Consider the following 12910-nt stretch of genomic DNA (forward strand, 5'->3'; position numbering starts at 1 on the left):
AAACGCCGATGTGATACTTAAAAATATCAATCTGGCGCATACCGGTACGGGGGGCAACTTTAATACATATTATGAAGTAACAATAGCTGGAATGACAGCATACTTCAAGGCTGATCTTACTGTTCAGTCGGGCGTAACATTTTCTGACATTAATATTGTAGGAAAAAGCGGTACTCTAAATTCTTATACAAATGCCGAACAAGGATCGACTTTGAACATTCAGGGAAGTGCTAACTTGGGAAGCAACAGTATCACTGATGTTGAGAGGATCAATATAAGCAACGGCGGGACATTAAAGGTAGGTACCCTGCAGACCGTAAACCTGAGCTTTAGTAATGGAGGTACCCTGGATATAACAGAAACAGGCGGATTAACAGTTACTGGTGCCTTGAGCAGCAGCGGCAGCGGTTCTAATGTTTTATCACTTCCGGCACCATCTGATCATAGCGGGACGGTATATAGCGCCAAGCTGACCAATACAACGATTACTGCGACAAACGCCATCAAGGTTCAGCCTACTTCAGGAGCTAGCTTTACCAACAAATGTAAATTGATCTATCTTAATAATACCACTGTTGGGAGTAATGCTTTTGCATCTGGTGATTCAAAATTCACGGCGGCAATAAGAACCTTGGACAGCATGCAATACCTTACAGTAATAAATGCAACAAATACAACTCTTACCTGTGCAGAGACACCAATAACGTATGGCGACGATAGCTTTACGCTCACGGCTGCCGTAAAAGATACCGCTAGTGCGGCAGTAACGAGCGGGATAGTAAAATTTTATAAAGGATCAAATGCCAGCGGCAGTTTACTGGCAACAGTTAACCTGGACAGCAGCGGTAATGCACAGAGTACAGTAAGTGCCAAGGACTATGCGTCTGTCGGAGACAATGGATTTTATGCACTTTATGAAGATTCTTTGGATGATTATAGCCAAAGCGGTGGAACGGTAACTGTTCATATGAATGCGAAAGCACTTACGGTAGGTACAGTAAGCATAAGCGATAAGGCCTATGACGGAACAACGGATGCGACGATTACGGCAATCAATCTTTATGGTATTGTCGGTACGGATAACGTTAGCGCCAGTGCTGTGGCAGCTTTTAAAACCTCCGATGTAGGGGAGAACAAGGCGGTAGACCTGTCTGCCATTCAACTCACCGGGGTGGGTGCAGGTAATTATGTGATACAAGGGACGGCTGCTGATATCGCAACGACAGCAAAAATTACAAAGGCAGACCCTTCGGCACAGCTAAGTGCATCACCTGCTACAAGCGCGGCACTGGGGGACGAAATCACGATTACGGCGAGCATTACCGGTGCAGCAAGCGGTACAGAACCAAGCGGCACAGTAACATTTTACAATGGTAGCACTGTATTAGGCACCGATGCTTGTACAGCCGGACAGGCAACATATACTTGGAGTGGTGCAGCGGTAGGTACCTACAGCCTTTCAGCAAAATACAGCGGCGATGTGAATTACAATGAGGCAACCAGCGCGGCAATAAATTATTCAGTCAGCAAAAATAGTCAGGCTGCATTGACAGTCAGTGGAATGCCTTCTGAAATACATTATGGTGATGCAGCATTTACGTTGACTGCTACAGGTGGAAGCGGCAGCGGAGCCATAAGCTATACAGTGAAATCAGGAACATCGGTTAATGTGAATGCCTCTACCGGAGTTGTAACTGTTGTAGGAGCAGGAGAAAGCACGATTACAGTTACCAAAGCAGGATCGGATATTTATGCACCGGTTAGTACAGAAGTAATGGTCAGTGTAACAGCGAACGTCCCTGGGATACCAACCGGTGCAAGCGCAGCAGCAGGCAATGGTCAGGCTGTGATAAGTTTTACTGCCCCATCCGATAACGGCGGAAGTGAAATAACGGCATACGTTGTAACCACAAGTCCGGGAAGCATATCGGTAACCGGAACGAGCAGCCCTATTACGGTAACGGGTCTGACTAACGGTACAACCTATACCTTTACGGTAAAAGCGGTTAATGGTGCAGGCACTGGTTTGAACTCATCCGATTCTAATGCAGTGACTCCATACGCATCATCAAGCAGTAGCAGCTCGGGCAGCGGCAGTTCAAACGGAAAGGCTGCCAGCACAACGCAGCAGTATCAGGCTGTTGTCTCAGAAGGAGGAACAACATCAGAAACCGTGTCGGTCAGTGTAAATACTGGTAAAGGTAATGCAACAGTGGATTTACCTTCAAAGCAAGTCGATTCCCTGAAAGGAGGAGGAGATGCCGTTATCACGATACCAACGATTCCTAACGTAAGCAACTATACCATTGCTATTCCCGTTGCTGATCTGTCAGCAAATGATGGGACAGGAAAGCTCACTGCGCAGTCTGAGGAAGGAAGCATAACCGTTTCTGCAAATATGTTGTTAGGGACTGCCGGAGGGAATGGTTCAAAAGCTGAAATAACTATCGGCCAAGGCGATATATCAGCGCTGACGGAAAACGTAAAAGTGGCCATCGGCGACAGGCCGCTGGTGCAGCTCATCTTGACAGTGGACGGAGACCGGATTGAATGGAACAACCCGGACGCACCGGTTACTGTATCAATCCCATACACTCCTACGGCAGCAGAGCTTTCCAATCCTGAGAGTATTATCGTCTGGTATATTGACGGTAGCGGCAAAGTGGTATCAGTACCGAATGGACATTATGACTCATACACTGGCACCGTAACTTTTTATACTACTCATTTCAGTGATTATGCTATAGGCTTTAACAAAGTGAAGTTTAATGATGTGGCATCAAGTGAGTGGTATGGCGAAGCAGTGAATTTCATAGCGGCAAGGGGCATTGCAGCAGGATCGGGAAATGGAAACTACAACCCGAATGCAAAACTGACCCGAGGAGAATTTATTGTAATGCTTATGAGGACTTACGGAATTGAGCCGAATAATAACCCTTTGGATAATTTCATAGATGCGGGCAACGCGTATTATACAGGATATCTGGCTGAAGCAAAGAGGCTTGGAATATCCGATGGAATTGGAGGTAACTTGTTTGCTCCAAACAAGGAAATCAGTAGACAAGAGATGCTTGTACTTTTATACAATGTGCTGAAAGATTTAAATCAGCTGCCGGAGAACAGTTCTGGAAAACGGCTGACAAATTTCAGCGACACAAGTCAGATCGCTTCTTGGGCAAAGGATGCAACGGAACTGCTAGTAGAAAACGGAACGATCGACGGAGATAACGGGAAATTATACCCGAAGGGGACAACAACCAGAGCCCAAATGGCACAGGTTATATATAACTTGCTTGAGCAATAGAAACTTAGTTAACCATACGACAAATGATACAGAAAAAACAAAGAGCTACGAGTGCCATTATGGTATTCGTAGCTCTACTGTAATTGTATTAACATAGGAGGCCAGGCATCCTTCGTTATGGTGGAACATATGCTTACAAAGATATTGCATTTGAATTTAGAATGTAGATAAGTCCTGAATTTATAATCTATTTAATCAAAGAGTTTGAACGACATAAAGAGGATGATGAGCAAAAACAGTTAGAATGGGATACTCAACTATCGAATTCATACTGATGCACTAAAAGAAAAACCTTTCAAGTATATTTGATCTGTCTTTCTAATATGGAGAACATAAAGGCCTTATTTATTGAAGATGGTATTCCACAAGGTGAACGACTTAAAAAGCCTAATGCTATTGCAATTAGTCAAATAAAGTTGTTAACATATGACCATAGAGTGAATGAAATGGTCAAAATTTCATATAACAGTTACAAATAAAACTTAGGACGGAAAGGCTTTTAATAAGTCAAATTTTAGGTTGGTGTCTGCGTTAAATCACCAACATAGGGTGTGATTATAATATTTATAAATATTAGATTCCAAGTATGGTGAAAAGACCTTCTTTACCAAACACATCATTTACCCAATATTCTATTTCATTGAGAGCGACTTGAGCGTTTTCACCCAAATGTGCTTTTGTATATTCACGAATCAGACGCCAGTCTTTTGATGTGACTTCTGTTTCTCCAAAGTAATCATAAGTCGGTATTGCCGCACCAAATGCTTTGTATAGTTTGGTTTCCTCTAATATATCATCGTGTAGTAGGAGTGAATTAGGATTCCAGAAATCTATTTCATCCCATTTGCCTCTATAGAATTCGTGATAACAAGTTCCTTCACGTTCATTTTCCAAACAAAAATACTGCATTATTTCTCCTCCTCGCCCAATATAAATTCGCTTCCCAAGCGTTCAAATTTCCTGCTATCATTTCAAAAAAGTTTTACTAGGTAGGTATATAAAATAAATTTACCATATTAAAGTAAAGGCTTCAACTGCAAAATTGTGAACAATAGAAAGGATAAGCAATAAGAAAAAAATCCGCTTACCGTCCTTTTGCAAGGATACTCTGGACTATTTTGGGCATGTAATGAACAAAGGCACTATACTTTTTAATCAGTGTAGTAGCGTTGTAATAAAGATGAATATCATCCGCACTTTCAGAACTTGTCTCTTTTCATAACAGATTTCATCATTCTTGCATGGCCTTTTTCAATTTGCTCTTTACCAATCCCCAGCTTAAGCATGGGTTTTACAAAGAACGGTAGTCTTATGATTGGCTGGTTTGCTTTTTTCTCAGTGAGCTTGCTGATTTTTTTCTGGGTGACCAGTTCTCTTCCCGCCTGTACATACGCCTGAAAGATGCTGTCTGAGATAGTGTGATTGCTTGTTGGGGATGCAGATACGTCCAACATTCCAGCAGATTTTCGAATCAACGTGCCGACCAACTCTGCATCTGTAAATTTGGAATAGGTCTTAAAGTAGGAAATAATGTTCTTTGGCATTTCCGTTTCAAGATTGTCATAAACAACAAGTGGGACAAAAGGTTTTTGGGTCAGAGACTGATCTCCATGGTGGAAAAACATTCCGCTTTTCGTGAAATGAAATTCTCCTACTTTTGCAGTACTATAAAACCGTTCAAAAAGAGTTTTCAGCAAACTGGACATCCCTAGTACATAAACAGGTGTCGCAAAAATAATCAAATCGGCTTCTCTCATTTTACGAAATACAAAACTTGCATTATCCTTTTCATCAAATGTGCATTTTAGCAAGTGTTTAGGTGTTTGGCATAACTGACAGTCGATGCAATGATTAATTTGGAGTTCTGCAAGATGAATCGTTTCGCACTCTGCACCTTTTTCTATTGCGCCTATAAATAATTTGTCGATTAAAAATGCAGAGACCCCTTTTGAACCTCTAAAACTTGAATTGATTGCTAAAATTCTCATTCTGATATTCCTCCTCCGTGCATCAGCAAAGACAATAAGATTAGTACGTATGTCCTAATTATAATTTAGCACACTTGTACTAGAATGTCAAATATGATATGATACAATTAACAAATGGGAGGCACAGAATGAATGCAAAAGAGGAGATTTTAATAAAAGCGATTAAATTATTTAACCAGTTCGGCTATGAATCGGTTACCATGCGCGATATTGCAAACGCTATGCATAAAAGTGTCGGTAATATTACCTACCATTATCCGAAAAAGTCTGATTTAATGAGCGCTATTGGCAACTTGATTTATCATGATTTTTGTTCACTGCAATTGCAGACCAAACTTGATATTCACGGACTTCATGAGAATTTGGTCAAAATGATACAGTTTCAAAAGCAATATGCTTTCTACTTTACAAATATGATTGCACTGCGAAAATATCAGTCTGATACAGTGGACACTGCAGACCGACAATTAGCAGTTAGGGAAAAACTGATTGCATATTATAGTGAAGTAATAAGGAATTTTGAAGAAGAAGAAATCTTTGAAACTTTACCCGAAAAAGAGTCAAGCAGGTATCTGGCAGAAGGTATTGTGTTGATCATCCTGTCATGGAGACATACGGGCATACCAGAGCATGAAGCAAGATACGAGGATTTGTTAAAAACCATTTGGAACGTGATATACCCCAATTTAACGAAAAAAGGAATCAAGCAATTACAACATGAAACAATTATGCTATCCTAAAAAATTACTTGCATTATGTTTAATAATCTAGAAGTTTAAGATAACTGTAATAGTAGAAAGGCTAAGTTATATGTCAGTTAATGATCTACCCCTACTAAAAGGAATTTACAAGTTGACAAATATATGAGGTGAGGGATGGATACCCTAATAAGTCACTAGTTTATGCTGATTTTTTACAGGCAGAATTTTCACCTGCTATTGACATGTATTTGATGTTATATATAAAACGAGGTCTGAAGGCTTATCCCTAGGACCTCAGACCAATTCCTATCATAGAAGATTAGTATTTACAGATTTTTCTTCACACACTCATAAAAAGATTTAGTTATAAGTTTACGCTTATGATTTAAAAACACTAGAATTAATATTATCTCTTTATTCCATCAATGAAATAATCTAATAACGCTTCTGTGTCTTTGGTCGCATTATATATTTCTGGGTGCATAAGAATTTGCATAACACAGGAATGTATGAAGTTAATTAGTAGCTTTGTATCTACACTTTCTTTTAACAGTCCTGATTTTTTACCTTCATTAAGAAAATTTGTAAAGCTTTGAAAATATTCTTCCATACCATTATTGATTGCTTTTTCCACGCTAGGATATTGAAGAAAAATCTGACTTAACTTATCTAAAGAAAATTTTGCAATAAATCCCGACAATAGGGTTGCACTATCTCTTAGTGTGCAAAAGAAGTCTCTATCTTGTATTAATAAATCTTGCATTGCTTTATCATGCCTATCAAGTGCTTTTAAAAGAGTATCTTTAATAAGATCCTCTTTTTTACTAATAATTCTATAAAGAGTGTCTTTCGCAATACCACTTTTTTTACATACCGTATCCATGGTCCATCCTTTTGCACCATAAGTAAAAATTAAGTTTAATGTTTCTTCATGTATTCTATCAATAATATCACAATTATTTATTTTCAAAACACTTCTCCTTTAAATATTACTTTTGATATACTATTTCTCCGTTAATAAATACTATTTCAGTATTTCCAAGGGCAGATAAATCATTGGTAACATCCCCGTTAACAACTAAAATATCAGCCAATTTACCAGTTTCAATTGAACCTATTTTATGATCTTTTCCAAAAACAGATGCTGCTGTTAGTGTAGATGCTTTTATTGCTTCAATGTTTGATAAACCGGCTGCTGCAAGTAATTCAACTTCTCTTACAGGGGTTGTATGAAGTGAAAATCCAAGAGAAGAATCAGTACCCATTGCAACAGTTCCTCCGCGTTTTATATACTCTTTAACATTATCAAGTTGAAACTTTGGAATTGTGCAAAGTTGTGATTTTGCAACTTTTATAAATAAGTCGCCAACTGGTTTATCATCAGGGCCATTGTGAAATGCATCTGTAAAAATTCTCATGTTTTCTTTAATCTCTTCGTTTACTGGTGGATTATAGTTTTGATTATTAATCCATTTCTCCTTAAGTCCTGCCACCATCAAATCAATTAAGCTCAATGTTGGAACAAAAATAATACCTTTACTAATCATTTCTTCAAGGTCTTTTTCATACATCTTTCCATCAAATGCAGCGTGGTGGATACTATCAATTCCACAACGTGCAGCTTGTGCATAGTCATCTTTATAAGTTATGTGTGCACATACTTGAAGTCCATAACTATGTGCCTCATCTGTAAGTACTTGTAATTGTTTATCTGTCCAACAAGCTTGAGGTTTTCCATCAAAGGTTCTTGTTACGACAGCAGTTTTTATAACAGCTACTCCCATTTCATACAGTTTTTTAACAGCTTTTTTAATATCTTGATCCGTTTCACATTCTGCTACTGAACCAAGTTCGTAAAATTTATGATCCATGTATTCACCAGGATAACCGTTGGGGCAAGTAAGAATGGAAATGGCATAAAATATTTTTGGTTTTTTCTGAGGTAGCTCCGCCATTGATTTTATATCATATGGAGACCCTAAGTCAAGTACTGAGGTTACACCACCTTTATATATTTGATGTATGTTCTCTTTTACTTGAGAAGTATTCAGCCCCACTCCAACATTTGAGCCACCACAATTAAAAATATGCTTATGAGAATCAATTAATCCAGGTAATACTGTTTTTTCAGAAGCATCAACAATGTGAGGATAGTTATCTAAATCTGTCCCGTTCTTTTGTTCTATCCTTGAGATTCTTTGATTTTTAACTAGAATTTTTGCATTTTTAATTGGTGGTCGTCCTGTTCCATCAATCAGTGTTCCACATTTAATTACATAATCATTCATTTTCATTACTCCTTTTTGTTAAATTCATTTTTATATTTAACTACAAATCAAACTAATAATATCTTTACAGTTTGATTAGTTTGATTTTAACTCGAATACTTCACTATGTCAAGATATATTTACAATTTATATGACTATATGAACTACACTGAAGCAATACTGATAGATAGTAAGGAAAAAGAAAATACCAGAAAGGTATTTGAAAATCTTGAGGAATGTTTGGGATATGAGACTTTTGTAAAATTGTTTCTGATTATACTTATAGATAATGGATGGGAAAATTTGTGAATATATAGTTGTTTGAAACAGGAAAAGAAGAAGTATTGACATTAATAATAAAAAACAAGATTTGGGACAAGTCGATGACTTACAATTTTGTATTTTATTTTTTAGAAATTACCAAAAAATTCTAATTTTTTCTTGAAAGATTTATTATGAGTAGTGTAATATGGTTTTAGAAGTTTTAGATGCCGTAAGGGAAAATGGACAACGCAGAACCTTTATATATGAATGATGTTTGGTTTGTGTACCTAAAAACCTTATATTTTGCACGAAATGCAAGGGAATATTCGAGAAAGGTGCTTTTGTTAGAATACGTTAAAAAATATTAGTTGAAAAACTGAGGTTTCAACAAAAAATCTATTGACAAATAGGGAGGATGGAATATGGAAAGAAGAATTAGAAGAAAATACATAGCTGTTACATTAACACTGGCAATGGTGGTGAGTCTGTTACCTGCCATGACCCTACAGGTTAGCGCGGCGAGTACAATCTATGTCAATTCAAGTACCGGCAATGATTCCAGCGGTGACGGTACATCAGAGAATCCATATAAGACATTTACCAAAGGATATGCTGTGGCAAATGATGGCGATAGGCTTGATCTGACTGGGACATTCACATGGACAGATGACGACGAGATTGACGATGCAGAGACAACGGGTTTTACCATAGACAAAAACATCACCCTACAGGGGCATGGCACCGGAACAACGATCATTCAGGCGGCCTCAAGCTGCGGAGACAATATAAGCAGAGTGTTCACTGTTGATTCGGACGTGACTGTTTCGTTTGACAGTCTTGAAATACGATACGGATTCTTAGCCGACACTGTAACTTATTATGGTGGCGGCGGATTAGAGCTGACCAACGGAGACATAACTATATCCAATTGTTACATCCATGACAATAAAGCTTCAAAGATAGGCTTTGGAGTTGATTCAGAAAATTCAAAGGTTACGCTTACTATAAACGATTCTGTTATATCCGAAAATAGCTCATCAGATTCAGTAGCATCCAATGACAGAGGCGGCGGAATTTATACGGCAGGGCAAACGACAATTACCGATTCAACGATCAGCAACAATTCTGGAGTATCCAAAGGAGCGGGCATACATGTCGATGGTTCAACATCGTTTATTATGACCAACTGTACGGTGGCAAATAATTCATCGGATCAATATGGCGGAGGATTGTACCTTGATAAAAGTATGTCAATTATGACCAACTGTACGATTGCATATAATTCTGCCGTCAAAAATGGTGGCGGGATTTCCATTGAGTTAGGAACTTTGAATATAAAAAATACCATCGCTGCAGGGAACAGTGCGAAGAACAACGTTAATTCTAATGATTTTGACCATTTTAGTGGAGACATAACAGATAACGGATACAATATTATTGAATACCACAATTCTTCAAGTTTTACCGGTACAGGGGACAAGTTAGGCGAACAAACGTCACTTGGTCTAAGTACAGAGCTTGCAGATAATGGAGGCAGTACGAAGACGTTGGCGCTACAGTCTGGTAGTGTAGCGATTAATGCCGGCGATGGGGGGATGAACGGGAGCGTTTCGGTTCCATCGACTGACCAGCGCGGACTTAGCAGAGACACACAAATTGATATTGGTGCCTATGAATACATTGCCTCTTCCGCAACCGCACCCACGGTGACGACACAGCCCGTCAGCAGCATCGGAACAACAACGGCGACGGGTAACGGCAATATCACAAGCCTTGGTGTGCCCAATCCCACCGCCCACGGCGTTTGTTGGAACACGACCGGCAATCCCACGACAGCGGACAGCAAAACCGATGAGGGGGCCGCTGCGGCAGCCGGCGCTTTTACAACATCCATAACGGGATTGACAGCGAACACTACTTATTATGTCAGAGCCTATGCCATAAATTCGGCAGGCACCAGCTACGGCTCACAGGTCTCTTTTACGACTTCCGTAACCGCACCCACGGTGACGACACAGAACGTCAGTAGCATCGGAACAACAACGGCGACGGGTAACGGCAATATCACAAACCTTGGCGCGCCCAATCCCACCGCCCACGGCGTTTGCTGGAACACGACCGGCAATCCCACGACAGCGGACAGCAAAACCGATGAGGGGGCCGCTGAGGCAGCCGGCACTTTTACAACATCCATAACGGGATTGACAGCGAACACTACTTATCACGTCAGAGCCTATGCCATAAATTCGGCAGGGACGACTTATGGCAGTGATGTCACATTTACAACACTGGACACCACCGCACCGATTCTAACGGCCGGAGCAGTCACTAGAACCAATGATACACAAGGCACAGTAAAGTTCACATCCAATGAAGTAGGTAGCTACTATTATAAAGTAGTAGCAGATGGAGCAACGGCACCTACTATTGATACAAGCGGAGTCGGAACAGCTTGCACCACAGATGAAACAACCATTAGCAATCCGACGGGACTAACAGTAGGAGCAAAAGACATCTACATCAAGGTAAAAGATGCAGAGGGAAATGTAAGCAATGCGTTAAAAATAGACATTGCTGCCTATATGGCACCGGACAACACGGCACCAAGCCTAACCGCAGGAGAAGTGAAGAGAACCAGCGATACAGAAGGCATAGTAAAGTTTACCTCTAATGAAGCAGGAAGTTACTATTATGCTATAGTAGCAGACGGAGCAAGTGAGCCGACCATTGATACAAGCGGAACGGGAACAGCCTGCACAACAGATGAAACAACCATTAGCAATCCAACGGGACTAACAACAGGAGCAAAAGACATCTACATCAAGGTAAAAGATGCAGATGGAAATGTGAGCAATGCGTTAAAGATAGATATTGCAACGTATACATCAAGTGGTGGATCTAGCGGAGGAAGTTCAAAACATAGAAGCAGTACAAATACAACAAAGCAAAGTCAACAATCCGTACCTGTAATCGTAAATGGTAAAGAACAGAATGCGGGAAAGAAAATTAATACTACAGAAGATGGCAAAACGACGGTAACTGTAAAAGTGGATAATAAAGCTATTGAAAGTAAAATTAATGAAGTAATCAAGAATGACATAAGCGTAACAGATAATGTAATTCAAATACCCGTATCGGATACAAAATCTCAAGTTGCGAAAGTTGAGTTGACCGGAGATATTGTTAAGAAATTAGAACAGGAGACTTTTGATGTATCTATAAAACGTGAAAACATCGAATATGTTATTCCGGCCCAAGAGTTTACCATAAGTAAAGTGGCGGAAAATTTAGATGTTACAGAAAAAGATTTGGAAGACATCAAAGTTGAAGTGAAAATTACCAAGTTAGATCAAAAATTGGTTGAAAAGTACAACGAAGTTGCCAAGGTAAATGGTGCAGAGTTAGTATTCTCACCTGTTGAATTTGAAATCGTAGCAAAGACCACAAAAACAGATGGAACAGTGCAGGAACAGTCTATAAGTAAGTTTAGTAACTATGTGGAAAGAGTTATGGAGATTCCGGCAAGCGTAGATCCAAATCAGGTTACAACAGGTATTGTATTTAATCCGGATGGTACCTACAGCCATGTACCTACGAAGGTATATCAAAAGGATGGTACATGGTATGCCAAGCTGAAGTCCCTAACGAACTCAGATTATTCAATTATTTGGAATCCAGTTACTGTAAAATCTGTGGAAAACCACTGGGCAAAAGATGCTGTAAATGATTTAGCTTCCAGACTAATTATCTTTAATTCAGAGGAGTTTAAGCCTAATAAAGCAATAACGAGAGCAGATTTTGCAGAATATATCGTGAGAGCCTTAGGCTTGTACAGAGAAGGTTCTACCCATGAAAATAAATTTACAGATGTAAGTAGTACAGGTGAAAGAACCTTAGCTATATTGATAGCCAATGAATATGGAATTATTTCGGGATACTCAGATGAAACATTTAGAGGCGATACTAAGATTACAAGAGAAGAAGCGATGACCATGTACCAAAGAGCCATGAAGCTTACAGCACTTAAAGGAAATGATACAACGAAATATCAGAATTACACAGATTTTTCTAATGTGAGTGGCTGGGCAGGAACATATGTAAAAGAAGTACTTGCTGCGCATGTTTTCAACGGAACAAGTGCTACAAATATTTCACCAAAAGCTAACTTAACCTATGCGGAAGCTGCACAGGCTGTTAAGAATTTATTGGTAGAATCGGAGTTAATTAATAAATAAAAATAAGTATTAAAAGTGGGGTGTCTCATAAATGGGGCACTCTATTTTGGCAATGTATCACTACTGTATTTATTTAATGATTTTCTAATTGTGAATCTCATATAACTGTATCTTACTCTTAAGAAACAAAATTATTTAACAAGTTATAAAA

At 39.2% G+C, this 12910-nt stretch carries 8 protein-coding genes; 4 read left to right on the forward strand and 4 right to left on the reverse strand.

Annotated features, from left to right (window positions below; translation table 11 throughout):
- The first annotated feature begins 967 nt into the window (after positions 1–967).
- Entirely contained in the window at positions 968–3304 is a 2337-nt protein-coding gene (locus K292_RS19005) for an S-layer homology domain-containing protein (RefSeq protein ID WP_281168524.1), read from the forward strand.
- A 573-nt stretch (positions 3305–3877) separates the two neighbouring features.
- On the opposite strand, the gene K292_RS0101850 is transcribed toward K292_RS19005, so the two are convergent.
- Complete coding sequence (locus K292_RS0101850; RefSeq protein ID WP_027398412.1) at positions 3878–4213, reverse strand: hypothetical protein; 336 nt, start codon at positions 4211–4213, stop codon at positions 3878–3880.
- Between the two features lie 290 nt (positions 4214–4503).
- Entirely contained in the window at positions 4504–5292 is a 789-nt protein-coding gene (locus tag K292_RS0101855; RefSeq protein ID WP_027398413.1) for a flavodoxin family protein, read from the reverse strand.
- A 128-nt stretch (positions 5293–5420) separates the two neighbouring features.
- On the opposite strand from K292_RS0101855, the gene K292_RS0101860 reads away from it, so the two are divergent.
- Entirely contained in the window at positions 5421–6032 is a 612-nt protein-coding gene (locus tag K292_RS0101860) for a TetR/AcrR family transcriptional regulator (protein WP_027398414.1), read from the forward strand.
- 367 nt (positions 6033–6399) lie between these two features.
- On the opposite strand, the gene K292_RS0101865 is transcribed toward K292_RS0101860, so the two are convergent.
- Both K292_RS0101865 and K292_RS0101870 read right to left on the reverse strand, forming a co-directional pair.
- A complete protein-coding gene (locus tag K292_RS0101865; RefSeq protein WP_027398415.1) occupies positions 6400–6963 on the reverse strand; it encodes a TetR/AcrR family transcriptional regulator in 564 nt (187 codons plus the stop codon).
- Positions 6964–6982: 19 nt separating this feature from the next.
- Positions 6983–8281 (reverse strand): amidohydrolase family protein, encoded by a 1299-nt coding sequence (locus K292_RS0101870; RefSeq protein WP_027398416.1) that lies wholly within the window; start codon positions 8279–8281, stop codon positions 6983–6985.
- A gap of 105 nt (positions 8282–8386) precedes the next feature.
- On the opposite strand from K292_RS0101870, the gene K292_RS18435 reads away from it, so the two are divergent.
- Both K292_RS18435 and K292_RS0101880 read left to right on the forward strand, forming a co-directional pair.
- Entirely contained in the window at positions 8387–8569 is a 183-nt protein-coding gene (locus tag K292_RS18435) for a hypothetical protein (RefSeq protein ID WP_156900440.1), read from the forward strand.
- Between the two features lie 770 nt (positions 8570–9339).
- Positions 9340–12759 carry an S-layer homology domain-containing protein gene (locus K292_RS0101880; protein ID WP_169515405.1) on the forward strand — a complete coding sequence of 1140 codons (3420 nt, stop codon included), beginning with the start codon at positions 9340–9342 and terminating at the stop codon, positions 12757–12759.
- The last annotated feature ends 151 nt before the right edge of the window (positions 12760–12910 follow it).

This window comes from Anaerovorax odorimutans DSM 5092, assembly GCF_000426305.1.
Lineage (GTDB): Bacteria > Bacillota > Clostridia > Peptostreptococcales > Anaerovoracaceae > Anaerovorax > Anaerovorax odorimutans.